General features: G+C 69.5%; 13 protein-coding genes and 1 tRNA gene. 2 read left to right on the top strand and 12 right to left on the bottom strand.

What is annotated here, in order from left to right; all coding sequences use genetic code 11:
- Positions 1-4 precede the first annotated feature (4 nt).
- The 7 genes from trpC to OG522_RS27565 form a co-directional block, all read right to left on the bottom strand.
- Positions 5-796 (bottom strand): indole-3-glycerol phosphate synthase TrpC, encoded by a 792-nt coding sequence (gene trpC, locus OG522_RS27595; protein ID WP_329465708.1) that lies wholly within the window; start codon positions 794-796, stop codon positions 5-7.
- Complete coding sequence (gene trpD, locus OG522_RS27590; protein WP_329465707.1) at positions 793-1,839, bottom strand: anthranilate phosphoribosyltransferase; 1,047 nt, start codon at positions 1,837-1,839, stop codon at positions 793-795. The genes trpC and trpD overlap by 4 nt, the downstream gene beginning before the upstream one ends.
- Entirely contained in the window at positions 1,839-3,929 is a 2,091-nt protein-coding gene (locus OG522_RS27585) for an oxidoreductase (RefSeq protein ID WP_329465706.1), read from the bottom strand. The genes trpD and OG522_RS27585 overlap by 1 nt, the downstream gene beginning before the upstream one ends.
- A 42-nt stretch (positions 3,930-3,971) precedes the next feature.
- The gene (locus OG522_RS27580; RefSeq protein WP_329465705.1) at positions 3,972-4,670 is read right to left on the bottom strand and encodes a YggS family pyridoxal phosphate-dependent enzyme; all 699 of its coding nucleotides are present in this window, start codon (positions 4,668-4,670) and stop codon (positions 3,972-3,974) included.
- 56 nt (positions 4,671-4,726) lie between these two features.
- Positions 4,727-5,419: a B3/B4 domain-containing protein gene (locus OG522_RS27575; RefSeq protein WP_329465704.1), complete on the bottom strand. Its 693-nt coding sequence runs from the start codon at positions 5,417-5,419 to the stop codon at positions 4,727-4,729.
- Positions 5,420-5,445: 26 nt separating this feature from the next.
- Complete coding sequence (gene pdxH / locus OG522_RS27570) at positions 5,446-6,078, bottom strand: pyridoxamine 5'-phosphate oxidase (RefSeq protein WP_329465703.1); 633 nt, start codon at positions 6,076-6,078, stop codon at positions 5,446-5,448.
- A 99-nt stretch (positions 6,079-6,177) separates the two neighbouring features.
- The gene (locus OG522_RS27565) at positions 6,178-7,416 is read right to left on the bottom strand and encodes a hypothetical protein (protein ID WP_329465702.1); all 1,239 of its coding nucleotides are present in this window, start codon (positions 7,414-7,416) and stop codon (positions 6,178-6,180) included.
- A gap of 338 nt (positions 7,417-7,754) precedes the next feature.
- On the opposite strand from OG522_RS27565, the gene OG522_RS27560 reads away from it, so the two are divergent.
- Positions 7,755-7,828: transfer RNA gene (locus OG522_RS27560), tRNA-Cys, on the top strand.
- 542 nt (positions 7,829-8,370) lie between these two features.
- Here the strand turns inward: OG522_RS27560 and OG522_RS27555 are convergent.
- From OG522_RS27555 to OG522_RS27540, 4 genes are all read right to left on the bottom strand, one after another.
- The gene (locus OG522_RS27555) at positions 8,371-9,087 is read right to left on the bottom strand and encodes a hypothetical protein (protein WP_329465701.1); all 717 of its coding nucleotides are present in this window, start codon (positions 9,085-9,087) and stop codon (positions 8,371-8,373) included.
- A 275-nt stretch (positions 9,088-9,362) separates the two neighbouring features.
- Positions 9,363-10,823, bottom strand: a complete 1,461-nt coding sequence (locus OG522_RS27550; protein WP_329465699.1) for a glutamate synthase subunit beta — start codon at positions 10,821-10,823, stop codon at positions 9,363-9,365.
- A complete protein-coding gene (gltB, locus tag OG522_RS27545) occupies positions 10,816-15,381 on the bottom strand; it encodes a glutamate synthase large subunit (protein WP_329465698.1) in 4,566 nt (1,521 codons plus the stop codon). Before gltB ends, OG522_RS27550 begins: the two co-directional genes overlap by 8 nt.
- A 428-nt stretch (positions 15,382-15,809) precedes the next feature.
- The gene (locus tag OG522_RS27540; protein ID WP_329465697.1) at positions 15,810-16,541 is read right to left on the bottom strand and encodes a VIT1/CCC1 transporter family protein; all 732 of its coding nucleotides are present in this window, start codon (positions 16,539-16,541) and stop codon (positions 15,810-15,812) included.
- A 214-nt stretch (positions 16,542-16,755) separates the two neighbouring features.
- Between OG522_RS27540 and rbsK the strand changes: the two genes are divergently transcribed.
- The gene (gene rbsK / locus OG522_RS27535; protein WP_329465696.1) at positions 16,756-17,643 is read left to right on the top strand and encodes a ribokinase; all 888 of its coding nucleotides are present in this window, start codon (positions 16,756-16,758) and stop codon (positions 17,641-17,643) included.
- A 160-nt stretch (positions 17,644-17,803) separates the two neighbouring features.
- Here the strand turns inward: rbsK and lgt are convergent, their stop codons facing one another.
- Entirely contained in the window at positions 17,804-18,745 is a 942-nt protein-coding gene (gene lgt / locus OG522_RS27530; RefSeq protein WP_329465695.1) for a prolipoprotein diacylglyceryl transferase, read from the bottom strand.
- Between the last annotated feature and the right edge of the window lie 60 nt (positions 18,746-18,805).

The following is an 18,805-nucleotide window of genomic DNA, read 5'->3' as shown; positions in this document are numbered from 1 at the left end:
GGTTCTACTCTGCCAGCAGCGTCCGCGTCGCGGCTTCGACATCCTCGACGCGCGCCAGGCTCTCACCGACGAGGAAGACCGTGATGCCGGCCACCTCCATGCGCTTGAGGTCCTCGGGGGTGCTCAGCCCGCTCTCGCCGACGACGACCTTGCCCGCGGGGACCCGGGGAGCGAGGTTCTCGGCCGTGGTGAGGCTGGTCTTCATGGTCTTGAGATCGCGGTTGTTGATCCCGACCAGCCGCGACCGCAACCGCGCCGCACGCTTGAGTTCCTCCTCGTCGTGCACCTCGACCAGGACGTCCATGCCCCACTCCCGCGCGGTGTCCTCGATGGCGACGGCGGTGTCGTCGTCGACGGTGGACAGCATCAGCAGGATGGCGTCCGCTCCCCAGGCCCGCGCCTCGACCACCTGGTAGGGGTCAAGCATGAAGTCCTTGCGCAGCAGCGGCAGTTCGACCTCTGTGCGAGCCGCGGTCAGATGCTCCAGGCTGCCGTCGAAGGAGGGGGCGTCGGTGAGCACCGACAGGCAGGTGGCGCCCCCGGCCCGATAGGCACGGGCCATGGACGCGGCGTCGAAGTTCGCGCGGATGAGTCCCTTGGACGGGCTCTTCTTCTTCACCTCGGCGATCAGGGCGTACCTGCCCTCCCGCTGCCGCTGTTCGATGGCGGCGAGGAATCCGCGCGGCGGCGCCATCCCGGCGGCCCGGTCGCGCAGGACGCTCAGCGGACGGTCCTTCTTGGCCTCGGCGATCTCGTCGTACTTGTAGGCCTTGATACGGGTCAGCAGGTCACTCATGAGATCCCCTTGGAGAGATGGGCACGGGCATGCGCGTGGGACGCGTCGATCAGGGCGGACAGGCAGGCCCGCGCCCGTCCGGAGTCGATGGACTCGACGGCGAGGTCGGCCGCCTGTCCGAAGTCGGCGGTGCGGGAGGCCGCGACGAGAGCGAGAGCGGCGTTGAGTACCGCGACGTCCCGGTAGGGACCGCGGGCCCCTTCCAGGACGCCCTTCAGCGCCTGGGCGTTCTCGGCGGGGGTGCCTCCGCGCAGGTCCTGCGGGCGTGCGGTGGGGATGCCGAGCTGTGAGGGGGTGACCTCGAAGGTCTTCACCACGCCGTCCGCGAGTTCGGCTACGTAGGTGGGGCCGGTGGTGGTGACCTCGTCCAGGCCGTCCGAGCCGTGCACGACCAGCGCGTGGGTGGAGCCCAGTTCGCCCAGAACCTGGGCGAGTGGCTCGACCCAGTGGCGGGAGTAGACGCCGACCAGGTGATGGCGTACGCCTGCCGGGTTGAGCAGGGGGCCGAGCAGGTTGAAGACGGTACGCGTGGCCAGTTCGACGCGGGTGGGCGCCACGTGTTTGAGGGCGGGGTGGTGGTTGGGGGCGTGCATGAAGCCGATGCCGGCCGTGGCGATGCAGTGCTCGACCTCGGCCGGAGTGAGTTCGGTCCGTACGCCGAGCGCCCCCAGCACGTCGGTGGCGCCGGAGCGCGAGGACAGGGCACGGTTTCCGTGCTTGGCCACGGGGACGCCCGCGCCGGCGACGATGAGCCCGGCGCAGGTGGAAATGTTGTACGTGCCCGAGGCGTCACCCCCCGTGCCCACGATGTCGACCGCGCCCGAAGGCGCGGCCACGGTGCGCATGCGGGCGCGCAGGCTGGTCGCCGCGCCGGTGATCTCGGCGACCGTCTCCCCCCGTACGCGCAGGGCCATCAGGAACGCGCCGATCTGGGAGGGCGTGGCCTCGCCGCTCGTCATGACGGTGAAGGCCGCCGCGGCCTCGTGCCGGGTCAGCGGATGGCCGTCGGCGGTCTTGGCGAGGAACTCCTTGAACGTCCCCATCACACGGCGCCTTTCGGGGGCAGGGGCCGGTCCCAGTCAGGTGTGACGTTCTCGCGCCGATAGGGGGTCCGGTCGGTGAGTGCGGTGTCGAGAGTGCGGGCGAACAGGTGCCCGCTGTGTACCGCGCCGGCGATGATCCCGGGGCCCAGAGCGTCGCCCACCCGTACCACTCGGCGCACGCCCGCCGAGCCGAGGACGGCGGGCTCCAGGCCGGTCAGCTCGTGGTAGAGCCCTTCCCGGGGAAGCTGCGCGGTGGACAGGACGAGGGCGTCGGCGTCCACGACGCTCTCCCGTCCGGTGTAGGTGCAGGCGAGATGGACGGCGCCGGGCACGGCACGGGCGACGGTGGTGGAGGTGTGGACGGCGGCGCTGAGTTCGATGACGCGCCGCTGGACGCGCTTCTGCTCCGCCGTGTACTGCGTGAACGCCGCGACCGTGGGTTCGGGGGTCACGAACGTGATGGCGCACCCCGCAGCGGCGAGCTGCTCGGCGATGACGGTGGCCATGTAGTAGTGGTCGTCGTCGTACACCACGACCCGCCCCTGGGGGAGTCTGCCGTCCATGATGTCGTCGGGGGTGAAGACCGGCAGATCCGCCAGGCCGGGGACCGGCTCGGAGCGGTGGCGGCCGACGCCGTCATCGCGCCAGGTCGCTCCGGTGGCGACGGCCACCAGGGAACATCCCGCTTCCAGGACCAGTTCGGCCGTGCCGCGGTTCTCCGGCAGGAGCTGCACGTTCTTCATCCGCTTGAGCTGTTCCAGACGCCAGTCCCGGACCCGCCCGTAGGTGGCCAGGCCGGGCAGCCGGGACTCACGGGTGACCCGACCGCCCAGCTCTCGCTTCTCCTCGCAGAGGATCACTTCGTATCCGCGCTGGCCCAGGCCTCTGGCCGCCTCCAGTCCGGCGGGGCCGCCGCCGATGATGAGGACGGTGTCGTCGGTGTCCTTCGCCGGCATGCGCTCGGGGTGCCACCCTCGCCGCCACTCCTCACCCATCGTGGGGTTCTGGGTGCAACGGATGGGCGCGCCCAGGGAGTCGAAGGCCAGACAGACGTTGCAGCCGATGCACTCCCGGATGTCCTGGAACCTGCCCTCTTCGATCTTCACGGGAAGGAAGGGGTCGGCGATCGAAGGGCGGGCGGCGCCGATGAGGTCCAGGGTGCCGGAGCGCAGCATGGCCACCATGGTGTCGGGCGAGGTGAAGCGGCCCACACCCACCACGGGCTTCGTGGTGGCCTGCTTGACCCGCTTGACGTACCGCTCCTGCCAGCCCTCCTGCTCGAAGCGGGCGGTCGCCCCGTCGTACGCCATGTTGGCGATGTTGACGTCCCACAAGTCCGGTAGTTCACCGAGGAGTTCGATGACCTCGTGGCCTTCGCCGTCCGCGGTGATCCCGCGCGGGCCCATCATCTCGTCCACGCAGAAGCGGACCGCCACGGCACACGTGTCGCCCACGGCCTCCTTCGTGTCCTCGATGAGCTCGCGCAGCAGTCGGGCACGGTTCTCCAGGGAGCCGCCGTATTCGTCGGTGCGCTTGTTCCTGGTGGGCGAGAGGAAGTTGATGGGCAGCGTCATGCTGTGCCCGGCGTAGATGTAGACGATGTCGAAGCCCGCCCGCCGGGCGTTGAGCGCGGCCTGGCGATGCCACCGCCGGAAGTCCTTGATGTCGTTCTTGTCCATGGCGCGGGCAGTGCCGGGGAAGAGGCTGCGGGTGGCCTCCGCGCTGGGGGCGATGGGTACGGCACGGGATTCGAGGTTGGCGACGTGGCTGCCGTTGTGCGCGAGTTCGACGCCGGCCAGGGCCCCGTACTCGTGGATCTGGTCACTGGCCCTGGAGAGCGTGGGGATGTCCTGGTCGTCCCAGAGGCGAAGTTCGCGTTGATGCTGTCCGGAGTAGTGGATGTCGCACTGCTCGGTGCAGACGACCCCCCAGCCGCCCTCGGCCTTGACCCCGCGCATCGCCGCCATGGAGGACGGGTAGGCCCGGCCCATGCCGTTGCAGTGCGGGACCTGGTAGAAGCGGTTCTTCGTGGTGACGGGGCCTATGCGGAGCGGCTCGAAGAGGATGTCGAAACGGGCTGGGCGGGACAACGGGGTGTTCCCTTCATGCAACGCGTGGGGCGGCTGGACGAATCACTGACCGGTGGCCGGATAGGACCGGCTCCCGAAGATCGCTGAACCCACGCGCACGCTGGTCGCGCCGTGTTCGATGGCTGCGGCGTAGTCACTGCTCATCCCCATCGACAACGCGCCGAGCCCGTTGCGTTCGGCGATCTTGGCGAGTAGGTCGAAGTGCGGCTCGGGCGGCATACCGGCCGGCGGGATGCACATGAGCCCGGTGACGTTCAGCTGGTACAGATCGCGGCACAGCGCGATGAAGTCGTCCGCCTCGTCCGGCAGCACGCCGGACTTCTGCCGCTCGACGCCGGTGTTCACCTGGACCAGCATCGCGGGGTGGCGCTCCTGGCTCTCGCACTGGCGCGACAGCGCCTTGGCGAGGGAGCGGCGGTCCAGGGAGTGGATGACGTCGAAGAGAGCCACCGCCTCACGGGCTTTGTTGGACTGCAACGGGCCGATCAGATGCAGTTCGGTGTCCGGGAACCTGTCCTTGAGGCCGGGCCATTTGGCCTTCGCCTCCTGTACGTAGTTCTCGCCGAACACTCTCTGCCCGGAACCGACCGCCTCGCTCACGGCGTCGGCCCCGAAGGTCTTGCAGGCGGCGATCAGTTGTACGTCCTCAACGGCCCGGCCCGCTCGGGCACAGGCGGCCGCCATCTGTTCACGTACTCGGGAAAGACCATCGGCTATGCCGCGGTAGTCGGACGTACTCACGAAGTTCTCCTCGTCCGGCGGGCGCCCCGCACGCCGGGTGCGGGGCGCCACTTGGGTCAGAACTCAAACAGGCGGTTGTTCTGCGAAAGAAGCGCGGTGGCGCCCACGGTGGCGCCGAGGGCGGTGAGCCCCGTCCTCAGTTCGCTCTCCATCTCGGCCAGGTCCTCGGCCGCCGAGGCGTGATGCGCCTCCACGACGATCAGGGCGGATTCGCTGTTCTGCGAGATCGCCGAACGGGCGGACTGGCGGAACGTCCAGCGCCGGGAGTGGGCGTGCCCCTCGGGGTCCCCGAAGACGATCTCGCCCGGTTCGGGGGTCTCCGTACCGCCCTGGAACGTCGCGTAGCTCTCCGTTCCCGTCGCCGGGCGCACGGAGATGCCGGCACCGATGTGCTCGGTGTCGAAGACCGCGATGGGGATCGCGTGGGCCATCGACACGTGGTTCAGGTAGTCGACGACCGGGTGGAAGCTGGGGAGCTTCTTGTCCTTGCGGTAGCGGCGCAGCAGCGCCTCCGAGGCACAGCGGTACTGGGTGGGCTTGAGACCCATCCGCGAGAACGCCTCACGCCACGCCGCGATCTCCGGCATGTCCGCCTCGCTCATGTCGCTCTGGCGTCGGTCGATACGCTCGGCCAGTTCGGCGAGCCGCGCCTGGTCGGTCGTGGCCAGAGTGAGTCCGTCGGCCGTGCAGACCAGCGCCCGCAGGTCCGGATGTGCGGCCCAGACATCGTCGGCGTGGGTGAAGTACATGGGGGTGAACCTTTCTACGGCATCCGCTACGGGTAGAGGCGCCCGTGTTCCCAGGCGCCCTGGGGAGTCATCCTGGTGAACGCGATGCGGTCATGGAGGCGAAACGGCCTATCGGACCAGAACTCCAGATAAGTGGGCCGAACGCGGTAGCCGATCCAGTGCGCGGGGCGCGGGATCTGCTGCCCCTCGAAGCGCGCGGTTTCGGCCACGACGGCGTCCTTGAGCACCTTTCGCGCAGGCAGCGGGCTGGACTGCTGGCTGGCCCAGGCGCCCACTTGGCTGTCACGGGCGCGGGAGGTGAAGTAGGCGTCGGACTCGTTCGGGGTGACGCGCTCCACGGGCCCACGGAAGCGGACTTGGCGCCGCAGGCTCTTCCAGTGCAGTACGCCGGACGCCTGGCTGTTGGCCGCGAGTTCGCGGCCCTTCGCCGAGGTCGCGTTGGTGAAGAACACGAACCCCTGGGAGTCACGGTGCTTGAGCAGCACCATGCGCACGTCGGGGAGACCGGTGGCGTCGGCCGTGGCGATGGCCATGGCGTTCGGGTCGTTCGGTTCGGCGGCCTCGGCCTCTGCGTACCAGCGCTCGAAGAGGTCGAAGGGCATGTCTTCGTCGGCGGGACCCTGAGCTGTTTCCGGCAGCCCGTCATGGGGCGTCGGCATGGGGTTCTCCTGTCTGGCGGGGATGTCCGGGCCTGGCAGCGTGCGAGGGCGGCGGCGTGCCGTCGGGCGACGCGCTCCGCACTCGGGGCAACGGTGTCGTCAGCCCTTGACCGGCTGCTTCTCGGCGAGGAGGTTGCGCCACTTGTCGAGTTCGTCACCGGCGGCGGTGATCAGCTCCATGGACCCGTCGCTGTTCACCAGGACTTCGGCGGCCGGCGGTACGTTCAGGAACTCCATGTGCTGGGTGGCGCAGTAGGCCCCGGTGTCGAGGATGACCAGGTGGCTGGTCGCGTCGACGCCCTGCGGCACGTGGACTTCACCCGGCAGCAGGTAGTCGTTGCGCAGGATGGTGCGACCCCGGATGGCCGCGCTGATACCGCGCTCGTCGACGATCTCTCGCATGTCCTGGTCGAGGAAGGCGGTGTTGTGGCCGCGGTTCCTCAGCTGCGCCGACGGCATCAGCATCCGGCACCCGTCGGTGACGACGATGGACGACACCGGGGTGGTGATGACGGAGCGCTGCACCGACATCAGCAGGGCGCCGGTGTCGGCCAGTACGTCACGGGCGGGTTCGAAGAGGAACCTGACGTTCTGGGGGATGCCCATGCGCTCGGCGGCCTCGGCGAGCCGACGGAAGTAGGTGTCCCAGTCGAAGTGCTTGTCCGACTCCGTGATCGCTTCGTAGTCGAAGCCGTGGCCACCGGCGAAGTTGATGCCCCGGACGGTGGGGAAGTGCTTCTGGAAGACCGCGAACATCTCCTCGACCGTGTGGACCATGTCATCGAGGGAGTTGCCGCTGCCGCAGTACACCTCGACGTAGTCGAGTTCCCGTCCGTACTCCTTCAGCAGGGCTGAGAGCTGGTCCAGCTCGCCGTACTTGACGCCCGGCTTCCCGGAGTCGAGGGAGTCGACGCGGACGCTGATGGACGGCGCGTGCGCCGCGAGGGAATGCGCGACCTCATCGAGGCTGGCCAGGAACGTGGGACAGCCGGTGCCGTCCCAGAAGTCGATCTCCTCGTCGGACACGTGGCCGGGCGAGACGATGAACTTGTCGAACCCGTGGGCACGCAGGATCCGGTACTCGCTGGGCAGCTGCACCAGGACGCCGAAGCCGTCCATCCCCTTGAGCGGGGCGAGGTGGTGCGGGTTCGAGTTGGGGAAGAACGGTATGTAGAACTCGACCCGCTCGCCGAGGCCGGCATCGTCCGCGGCTCTGCGGACCCGGGCGAGGTTCTTGCGTAACTGGGCCTCGCTGTAGATGAAGACCGGTGTGCCCAACTGCTCGGCGATGAGCTTCAGGTCGATCCCGCTCAGCCACGATTCGGACAGTGCTGTCAAGACACAACTCCCGTACTTGTGCTTTTACTGTCCATCGGGTCTTGAAGGCGAATGCTTCTGAAGAACGACCGGGGCTACTGGCCACGCAGAAGCTGCATTCACCGCGAAGCATTGCTTCGCTCAGACGCGACGGGTCCGGACAGCCGTAAGTCCTAGCAGTGTGAGGAGGATGGCAACAACACTGATCCGTGGGTTCTGGCCAACATTCCCGGAGTTGGCCTGTTCATACTCCTGCAATGTTCAGCATTTGGACAGCCGTTGACGCTGTACCGGATCATCGACGTAACGTCGGTGCCACGTCAGACGTCAACACCAAGGCCGGGGGGCAATACCTTCACGGCCGCGTGCCCGAGTGGTCAGGGAGCCGCCTGCAAAGCGGCTTACATTGGTTCGATTCCAATCGCGGCCTCCATGCGACAAAACTCATCCCGAATCTCTTCGCCCTGTTCATCCTGGACACCGGGCGCCGTTCGTCCCGCTGTGGCAGGCAGGAGCGCCCCCGCCATGGGCGGGTCGGCCCAAGGCCCGCCCGGGTCCCGGCTCGCCGGGAGCCGGTAGGTGAATTCGGTGCGCCCAGGAACATCTCCCGGGCACAGACCTCTCCGCTTTCGGGCCCTGCTCCGTTTCCGATGACGATGACGGAACGTCCCGTGCGCGCCCCTCACAATCGGGAATTCCCTCGTTCTGCCGACCGGTCGGACAGCTTAGCGGAATCCGCCTTCTTATTTCTCCGTGGGCGATTCCGGATTCCCGGTGGCACGGCCAGGCATTCCTTCGCGGATCCTTGCGCCCTGCGGACTCGGCGCACCAGTCGCGGCCGTACGCCCTGTCGGTGTCCGGCTCCGAAAGAAATGGAATGCGTGCGACCGGATAGCCGCCTGGCCGGAAAGTGGGTGACCGAAAGGACGCTGTTCCTGTGCACCCATACGGCGTCGAGGAACTGCGGCGCCGGGCCTATGCCCCGTCGCCCTGGTCCTGGAAGGCCGGCAGCGCGAAGATGCGTTCCTTGACCGGGTCAGTCATCAACTCGTCCAGGGGCAAAACCAGTTCCCACAGGTTCCGCTTGTCGACCTCGCGGGCCAGCGCGTCCAGCTCCTCGTCCGTGAGGGAGCTCGCGGCCTCGGCGACGACCGTGCGGGACCGCTCGGGCAGCAGCTCGACCAGCGGCAGGAACTCCGCCCACAGCGCGGTCGCCACGACGGCCGGTACGACCCCGGCCAGGACCGCGGGGTCGGTCAGTGCGGGGAGCACGGCGACCGCCCGGCGGTCCTCCTCGCCGAGCAGCGCCACCAGCGGGAGCAGCGACTCCCACAGGCCCTCCTCGGCCACCGTCCGCACCAGCGAGTCGAGCCGGTCCCGCGGCTGGCGGGCGGCGAGCGCGGCGATGGCGCCGCGCTGCTCCCCGGGCACCATCGCGGCGACGGCGAGCGCCTCGGGCCATAGTCCGTCGGCGGCCGAGGCGACGACCCGGGTGAGCCGCTCCGGGCCCATCAACTTGATGATCCTGCCCAGGCGTTGGGGCCGGTCGATGGCGAATCCGGTGCGCAGCACGACGGCGTCGTCGACCTGGGGCAGGATGCGGGTCAGCGCCGAGTCACGCAGATGGCTCACGAACCGGCCCATGGTGAGGTGGTCGCCGCGTTCGGCGAGGACCCCGGCGCGAGTTGACACTCCCTCAGCTCGGTGAGGCTCTTGGGGGGCGCGGCCCTCAGCTCCGTACTCAACCGCGCCAGCGCTTCGTTGCTCACGGGACCTCCCCGTGACGGACGGCTGCTCGTCCCGAGACTGGAGCGGAATTGACTTTTAGTCAATAGAGTCGACAGGGGCGTCCGCCGACGGGCCGGAACGCGCGCGGCGCCTGCCCTGTCGTCCGGTCGGGGACAGTTGGGCAGGCGCCGTGCTCAGTTCCGCACGTCTTTGTACGGGACGTCTATGGGGGGCGGACCTCAGACCATGAGGGCGCGGTCCGTCGGGCGGATCGGGGCCGGCAGGTCGCTCGCCCCGGTCAGGAAGCGGTCGACGCCGCGGGCGGCCGAGCGGCCCTCGGCGATCGCCCACACGATCAGGGACTGGCCGCGGCCCGCGTCACCGGCGACGAACACGCCGTCGACGTTGGTCGCGAAGTCCGCGTCGCGGGCCACGTTGCCGCGCTCGTCCAGTTCGAGACCGAACTGCTGGACGAGGCCGTTGGCCTGGTCGGTGCCGGTGAAGCCCATGGCGAGGGTGACCAGCTGGGCGGGGATCTTCCGCTCGGTGCCGGGCTTCTGGGTCAGCTTGCCCTCGACGAACTCGACCTCCACGAGGTGCAGGAACTGGACGTTGCCGTCCTCGTCGCCCTCGAAGTGGGTGGTGGAGACGGAGTAGACCCGCTCGCCACCCTCTTCGTGCGCGGAGGTCACCTTGTAGAGCATCGGGAAGGTCGGCCACGGCTGGCCCGCCGTACGCTCGTCGCCCGGCCGCGGCATGATCTCCAGCTGGGTGACCGAGGCCGCGCCCTGACGGTGGGCGGTGCCCACGCAGTCCGCACCGGTGTCACCGCCACCGATCACGACGACGTGCTTGCCCTCGGCGGTGATCGGGGGCGCCACGAAGTCGCCCTCCTGCACCTTGTTGGCGAGCGGCAGGTACTCCATCGCGAAGTGGATGCCGTTCAGCTCGCGGCCGGGGACCGGCAGGTCACGGGAGACGGTCGCGCCCGCCGCGATGACGACCGCGTCGTAACGCTTGCGCAGCTTCGCGGCGTCGATGTCGCGGCCGATCTCGACCTCGGTGCGGAACTTGGTGCCCTCCGCGCGCATCTGCTCGATGCGGCGGTTGATGTGCACCTTCTCCATCTTGAACTCGGGGATGCCGTAGCGCAGCAGACCGCCGATGCGGTCGGCGCGCTCGTACACGGCGACCGTGTGTCCGGCCCGGGTCAGCTGCTGGGCGGCGGCCAGGCCCGCCGGGCCCGAACCGATGACCGCGACGGTCTTGCCCGACAGGCGCTCGGGCGCCTGCGGCCGGACGTCACCCGTGTCCCACGCCTTGTCGATGATCGAGACTTCGACGTTCTTGATGGTGACGGCGGGCTGGTTGATGCCGAGCACACACGCCGACTCACAGGGAGCCGGGCACAGCCGCCCGGTGAACTCCGGGAAGTTGTTGGTGGCGTGCAGCCGCTCGGAGGCGGCCGACCAGTCCTCGCGGTAGGCGTAGTCGTTCCACTCGGGGATCAGGTTGCCCAGCGGACAGCCGTTGTGGCAGAACGGGATGCCGCAGTCCATGCAGCGCCCGGCCTGCTTGCTGATGATCGGCAGCAGCGAACCGGGAACGTAGACCTCGTTCCAGTCCTTGAGGCGCTCGCCCACCGGGCGGGTCTTGGCGACCTCGCGCCCGGTGGTCAGGAAGCCCTTGGGGTCAGCCATTGGTCGCCGCCTCCATCATCTTCTCGGTGGTCTCCTGCTCGGAGAGACCGGCGAGCTCAGCGGCGTCCTTGGCGGCGAGCACTGCCTTGTACGTGGTCGGGATGATCTTGCTGAAACGGTCCGCGTTCACGGACCAGTCGGCGAGCAGCTTCTCGGCGACCGTCGAGCCGGTCTCCTCGAAGTGGCGGCGCACGACGTCGTGCAGCCACTGCTTGTCGGTGTCGCTCGGGGCCTCGATGGCGTTCAGGTTCCCGGAGTTGACGTTGTCCCGGTCGAGGTCGATCACGTAGGCGATGCCGCCGGACATGCCCGCCGCGAAGTTGCGGCCGGTCTCGCCGAGGACCACCGCCCGGCCGCCCGTCATGTACTCGCAACCGTGGTCGCCCACGCCCTCCGAGACGACGGTGGCGCCCGAGTTGCGGACGCAGAAGCGCTCGCCGGTGCGGCCGCGCAGGAACAGCTCGCCGCCGGTCGCGCCGTACGCGATGGTGTTGCCCGCGATGGTCGAGTACTCGGCGAGGTGGTCGGCGCCCCGGTCCGGGCGGACGATGACGCGGCCGCCGGAGAGGCCCTTGCCGACGTAGTCGTTGGCGTCGCCCTCAAGGCGCAGCGTCACGCCGCTCGGGAGGAAGGCGCCGAAGGACTGGCCGGCCGAGCCGGTGAAGGTGATGTCGACGGTGTCGTCGGGCAGGCCCGCACCGCCGAACTTCTTCGTGACCTCGTGGCCGAGCATGGTGCCGACGGTCCGGTTGATGTTCCGGATCGCGATCTGGGCGCGGACCGGCTGGGCGGCCTCGGCGGACTCGGCCTCCAGGGCGTCGGAGGCGAGCTTGATGAGCTCGTTGTCCAGCGCCTTCGCCAAGCCGTGGTCCTGAGCGATGACCGCGTGGCGCACGGCGCCCTCGGGCAGCTCGGGCACGTAGAAGAGCGGCTCCAGGTCGAGGCCCTGGGCCTTCCAGTGCGTCACGGCCCGGTCGGTGTCGAGGAGTTCGGCGTGGCCGACGGCCTCCTCGATCGTACGGAAACCGAGCTCGGCCAGGATCTCGCGGACCTCTTCGGCGATGAACTCGAAGAAGTTCACGACGAATTCGGGCTTGCCCGAGAAGCGGTCGCGCAGGACCGGGTTCTGGGTGGCGATGCCGACCGGGCAGGTGTCCAGGTGGCAGACGCGCATCATGACGCAGCCGGAGACGACGAGCGGCGCGGTCGCGAAACCGAACTCCTCGGCGCCGAGCAGCGCGGCGATGATCACGTCCCGGCCGGTCTTGAGCTGGCCGTCGGTCTGCACGACGATGCGGTCGCGCAGGCCGTTGAGCAGCAGCGTCTGCTGGGTCTCGGCGAGGCCGAGCTCCCAGGGTCCGCCCGCGTGCTTGAGGCTCGTCAGCGGCGAGGCGCCCGTTCCGCCGTCGTGGCCGGAGATGAGGACGACGTCCGCGTGCGCCTTGGAGACACCCGCGGCCACGGTCCCGACGCCGACCTCGGACACCAGCTTCACGTGGATGCGGGCGGCCGGGTTGGCGTTCTTGAGGTCGTGGATCAGCTGAGCCAGGTCCTCGATGGAGTAGATGTCGTGGTGCGGCGGCGGCGAGATGAGGCCGACGCCCGGGGTGGAGTGCCGAGTCTTGGCGACCCACGGGTAGACCTTGTGGCCGGGCAGCTGGCCGCCCTCGCCGGGCTTGGCGCCCTGCGCCATCTTGATCTGGATGTCGTCCGCGTTGACCAGGTACTCGCTGGTCACGCCGAAGCGGCCGGAGGCGACCTGCTTGATGGAGGAGCGGCGCGCCGGGTCGTACAGGCGGTCCGCGTCCTCGCCGCCCTCACCCGTGTTGGACTTGCCGCCCAGCTGGTTCATGGCGATGGCGAGCGTCTCGTGCGCCTCGCGCGAGATGGAGCCGTACGACATGGCGCCGGTCGAGAAGCGCTTGACGATCTCGGAGACCGGCTCGACCTCGTCGATGGAGATCGACGGGCGGTCGGAGTTGAAGCCGAAGAGGCCGCGCAGCGTCATCAGGCGCTCGGACTGCTCGTTCACGCGGTCCGTGTACTTCTTGAAGATGTCGTACCGCTTGGTGCGCGTGGCGTGCTGCAGGCGGAAGACCGTCTCCGGGTCGAACAGGTGCGGCTCGCCCTCGCGGCGCCACTGGTACTCGCCGCCGATCTCCAGCGCGCGGTGCGCGGAGGGGACGCCGGAGGCGGGGTACGCCTTGGCGTGCCGGGCGGCGACCTCCTTGGCGACGACGTCGAGACCGGCGCCGCCGATCTTGGTGGCCGTACCGATGAAGTACTTCTGCACGAAGGCCTCTTCAAGACCGACGGCCTCGAAGACCTGGGCGCCGCGGTAGGAGGCGACCGTCGAGATGCCCATCTTGGACATGACCTTCAGGACGCCCTTGCCGAGCGCGTAGATCAGGTTGCGGATGGCCTGCTCGGGCTCCAGGCCCTCGATGAAGGTGCCGGCCCGGACCAGGTCCTCGACGGACTCCATGGCGAGGTACGGGTTGACCGCGGCGGCGCCGTACCCGATGAGCAGCGCGACGTGGTGCACCTCGCGCACGTCACCGGCCTCGACGAGCAGGCCCACCTGGGTGCGCTGCTTCGTGCGGATGAGGTGGTGGTGGACGGCCGCGGTGAGCAGCAGCGACGGGATCGGCGCGTGCTCGGCGTCGGAGTGCCGGTCGGACAGGACGATCAGGCGGGCGCCGCCCTCGATCGCGGCGTCGGTCTCCTTGCAGATGGCTTCGATGCGGGCGGCCAGCGCGTCACCGCCGCCGGAGACCCGGTACAGGCCCGACAGCGTGGCGGCCTTCATGCCCGGCATGTCGCCGTCGGCGTTGATGTGTATCAGCTTCGCCAGCTCATCGTTGTCGATGACCGGGAAGGGCAGCGTGACGGTGCGGCACGAGGCGGCCGTCGGCTCCAGGAGGTTGCTCGCCGGGCCGAGCGTGGAGCGCAGGCTCGTCACCAGCTCCTCGCGGATCGCGTCCAGCGGCGGGTTGGTGACCTGCGCGAAGAGCTGGGTGAAGTAGTCGAAGAGCAGCCGGGGGCGCTCGGAGAGCGCGGCGATCGGCGAGTCCGTACCCATGGAGCCGAGCGGCTCGCCGCCGGTGCGGGCCATCGGCGCGAGGATGACGCGGAGTTCTTCCTCGGTGTAGCCGAAGGTCTGCTGGCGGCGGGTGACCGAGGCGTGGGTGTGCACGATGTGCTCACGCTCGGGCAGGTCCTCCAGCTCGATCTCGCCGGCTTCCAGCCACTCCTTGTACGGGTTCTCGGCGGCGAGGGCCGCCTTGATCTCGTCGTCCTCGATGATGCGGTGCTCGGCGGTGTCGACCAGGAACATCTTGCCGGGCTGAAGGCGGCCCTTGCGGACGACCTTCGCGGGGTCGATGTCGAGGACACCGACCTCGGAGGACAGGACCACGAGGCCGTCGTCGGTGACCCAGTACCGGCCCGGACGCAGGCCGTTGCGGTCGAGGACGGCGCCGACCTGGGTGCCGTCGGTGAAGGTGATGCAGGCCGGGCCGTCCCACGGTTCCATCATCGTGGCGTGGAACTGGTAGAAGGCACGGCGTGCCGGGTCCATCGACTCGTGGTTCTCCCACGCCTCGGGGACCATCATCAGCACCGAGTGCGGCAGCGAGCGGCCGCCGAGGTGGAGGAGTTCGAGCACCTCGTCGAAGGACGCGGAGTCGGAGGCGTCGGGCGTGCAGACGGGGAAGATGCGGTCGATCTTGCCGGCGCCGGAGTTGAAGAGGTTCGAGGCCAGCTGGGACTCGCGGGCCACCATCCAGTTGCGGTTGCCCTTGACCGTGTTGATCTCGCCGTTGTGCGCGACGAATCGGTACGGGTGGGCCAGCGGCCAGGACGGGAAGGTGTTGGTGGAGAACCGCGAGTGCACCAGGGCCACGGCGGTGGCGCAGCGGCGGTCGGAGAGGTCCGGGAAGAACGGCTCCAGCTGGCCGGTGGTCAGCATGCCCTTGTAGACGATGGTCCGGGCGGAGAGCGACGGGAAGTAGACACCGGCCTCCCGCTCGGCGCGCTTGCGCAGCACGAAGGCCTTGCGGTCGAGCGCGATCCCGGACGTGCTGCCGTCGCTCACGAAGAGCTGGCGGAAGGCGGGCATGGTGGCGCGGGCGCCGTTGCCGAGCAGCTCGGGCGTCACGGGGACCTCGCGCCAGCCCAGCACGGTGAGGCCCTCTTCACCGGCGATCGTCTCGATCCGTGAGACGGCTTCGGCGGTCTCTTCGAGCGGCAGGAAGCCGATGCCGACCGCGTACGAGCCCGTCTCGGGCAGTTCGAAGTCCGTGACCTCGCGGAGGAAGGCGTCCGGGACCTGGAGCAGGATGCCCGCGCCGTCGCCGGAGTCGGGCTCGGAGCCGGTGGCACCCCGGTGTTCGAGGTTGCGCAGTACGGTCAGCGCCTGTTCGACCAGCTCATGGCTGGCAACACCGGTGAGGGTGGCCACGAACCCGACACCGCAGGCGTCGTGTTCGTTACGGGGGTCGTACATCCCCTGCTGGGCGGGGCGACCGTCCATGGGCGACCAGGCGTCGGAACGCATCGGCTCTCCCGTCGTCGTTGTGGCATTGGGGTCTCCCCTGCTCGATCCTGTGGCCCCCGGCTCGAACGAAGTCGAGCGCTTGGGGGAGGGAGCTTGGGGAGGCATAGCCGAGGGGCGACGTTGGCCCTCTGCGAAATTTCGTGCAGGTTACATGATGGAACGTATCTCGGGAACCGGATAGTGCCTTCCAACATGCGGACACCCGGGTATGCGGGCTTCATTGCCCACAGGGGTGCACAAGGGTGCGATTCTCGGGTGTGTACGACCTATGCCCAGCGGCAAAAGATGCGAAACCGCTGAGTAACGACTATTTATGTGGCCGCTTGCATACTCCGCCATTCTACGCGGCGGAGCCGGAAAGCGCGCAGGACGTACGTCACACGGGGCGGGGCCACTGGCCCCGCCCCGTGTGACGACCGCGATGCCCGTCAGCCGATGGCCGCGCCGAAGAGGCCGCCGAGCCCGAAGGTCAGCGCGGCGGCTGCGCCACCCAGGATCAGCTGGCGCAGCCCGCTGAACCACCACGAGCGGGCCGTGACCTTCGCGACCACCGCGCCGCAGCCGAACAGCCCCACCAGCGCGAGCAGCACCGCCGGCCACAGCGCGGTGGCACCGAGCAGGTACGGCAGCAGGGGCAGCAGCGCGCCGAGGGCGAAGGAGGCGAAGGAGGACACCGCGGCCACGGTGGGCGACGGCAGGTCGGACGGGTCGATGCCGAGCTCCTCGCGGGCGTGGATCTCCAGCGCCTGCTCGGGGTCCTGCGACAGCTGGCGGGCGACCTCGCGGGCGAGGTCGGGCTCGACGCCCCGGGACATGTACAGCTCGGCGAGCTCGCGCTCCTCGTCGGCCGGGTGCTTGCGCAACTCCCGCCGCTCGATGTCGAGTTCGGCCTGGACGAGCTCACGCTGGGAGGCGACCGAGGTGTACTCGCCGGCCGCCATCGAGAAGGCTCCGGCCGCGAGTCCGGCGAGGCCGGTGATGATGATGGTCTGCTGCGAGACCGCGCCGCCGGCGACGCCGGTCATCAGGGCGAGGTTGGAGACCAGGCCGTCCATCGCGCCGAACACGGCCGGGCGCAGCCAGCCACCGTTGACATCGCGGTGGGTGTGGTTGTCGCGGTGCGCCTCGTGCAGCGTCGCTTCGGTATCGATGATGGACACAGCTATCCCCTTGCGCTCAGCAGCGGGCACCGTTTACGTCCCGCGCCCCCTCAACACCCTCGAAACTACGCTCGACGTAAGGGCCGCGCCAGCAAGTAAGGCCTTACTTAGTGAGGGTGGGCTCACTTGGGGCCCGGAAATTACGGTCACCCCGGCGAACGCGCCGGGCCGCCGCCACCCGCGGGAGGGGCCGCCCAGGGTGGACAATTCCCGCATGACCCGCATCGCCGTGCTCGGCAGCACGAACATGGACCTCGTCGCCTATGTCACCACCGCGCCCCGCAGCGGCGAGACCGTCACGGGGCACGAGTTCCGCACCGCCCCCGGCGGCAAGGGCGCCAACCAGGCCGTCGCCGCCGCCCGCGCCGGGGCGGACGTGGCGATGATCGGCGCGGTCGGCACGGACGACTTCGGCGACCAACTGCGCACCGCGCTGGAACACGCGGGCGTCGACATCGATCTGCTGCGCACCACCGAGGGCCCCTCGGGCACCGCCCACATCGTGGTCGACGGCGACGGCGGCAACGCGATCGTCGTCATCCCGGGCGCCAACGGCTCGCTCATCTCGCTCAGCCATGCCGACCGGGCGCTGATCGCCGAGGCGCAGTCGCTGCTGCTCCAGCTGGAGCTGCCGATGAGCGCCGTCCTCGCGGGCGCCGAGACGGCCCGCCGCAACGGCGTCCGTACGATCCTGACGCCCGCGCCCGCGCAGCCGCTGCCCTGCGAACTCCTCGCCGTCACCGACCTGTTGGTGCCCAACGAGCACGAGGCGGCCACCCTGACCGGCGTCTCGGGCGACCCCGAGCGGGCCGCCCGCGCGCTCCTCGCCGACGTGCCCGAGGTCGTGATCACGCTGGGGGCGCGGGGCTGTCTGTACGCGTCGCGGGCACAGCCTGAGCCGGTGGCCGTGCTCGCCCCGCCGGTCACCGCCGTGGACACGACGGGGGCGGGCGACACGTTCGTCGGAACCCTGGCGGTGGCGCTGGGCGAGGGCCGCCCGATGACGGACGCGCTCACCTGGGCGTCCGCCGCGGCGGCACTGTCCGTTCAGCGACCGGGGGCGGCCGCGTCCATGCCGTATCGGGCGGAGATCGACGCGTGAGGTGGTGCGGGGGGCCGCCGAGCACCCCGCGCCGCCGTGCCGTAGAGGCTGCGGGGGCTCTGCTCCCGCTCCCCCGCTCCCGAACCCCCCGGCCTGAAGCCTGAAGGGCCAGGGGGGGCCGTGAGGGCCTGTTTTCCCTGGTCCCCCGGCTCGATCCGGTTCAGGCCTTCTTCGGCTCCGGCTCGACCGTCGCCGACTCGGCCTTCGGCTCGTCCTCCGGTTCGGCGGCGTCGGGCTTGTCCGGGGCCGCTTCGTCCTGGGCGGCCCCGTCCTGAGCCGCCTCGTCCTGGGCGCCCGGCTCGACGATTTCCTCGCGGCCGGGGCGGAGCTTCGACGAGATGACGATGTAGGCGACCGCCAGCAGGAAAACGCCGCCCGCGGTCCAGTCGTTCAGGCGCAGGCCAAGGATGTGGTGGGCCTCGTCCACCCGCATGTACTCGATCCAGAACCGGCCCACGCAGTACGCGGCGACGTACAGCGCGAACGCGCGGCCGTGGCCCAGCTTGAAGCGGCGGTCGGCCCAGATGACCAGGAACGCCACGCCCACGCACCACAGCGACTCGTACAGGAAGGTCGGGTGGTAGGTGCCCGCGATTCGGTTCGGGCCCTCACTGATCTTCAGCGCCCACGGCAGGTCGGTGGGCTTGCCGTACAGCTCCTGGTTGAACCAGTTGCCCCAGCGGCCGATGGCCTGGGCGAAGGCGATGCCGGGGGCCAGCGCGTCGGCCCAGGCCGGCAGCGGGATGCCGCGGCGCCGACAGCCGATCCAGGCGCCGACCGCGCCGAGCGCGATCGCGCCCCAGATGCCGAGGCCGCCCTCCCAGATCTTGAAGGCGTTGACCCAGTCCTCACCGTCGCTGAAGTACAGCTGGTAGTCGGTGATGACGTGGTAGAGCCGACCGCCGACGAGCCCGAACGGGACCGCCCAGACGGCGATGTCGGCGACGGTACCGGTACGGCCGCCGCGGGCGACCCATCGCTTGTTGCCGTACCAGACGGCAACGAAGACACCGATGATGATGCAGAAGGCGTAGCCGCGCAGCGGGATCGGTCCGAGGTGGAGCACCCCGGTCGACGGGCTGGGGATGAAGGCAAGTGTCATGGCAAGGTCGACGCTACCGTGCCGGGCGGGCACAGCGGGAACCCGCCCGGCAACTTATGA

Origin of the sequence: Streptomyces sp. NBC_01431 (assembly GCF_036231355.1) — a bacterium.
GTDB lineage: Bacteria > Actinomycetota > Actinomycetes > Streptomycetales > Streptomycetaceae > Streptomyces.
This window is presented reverse-complemented; position numbering and strand designations above follow the sequence as displayed.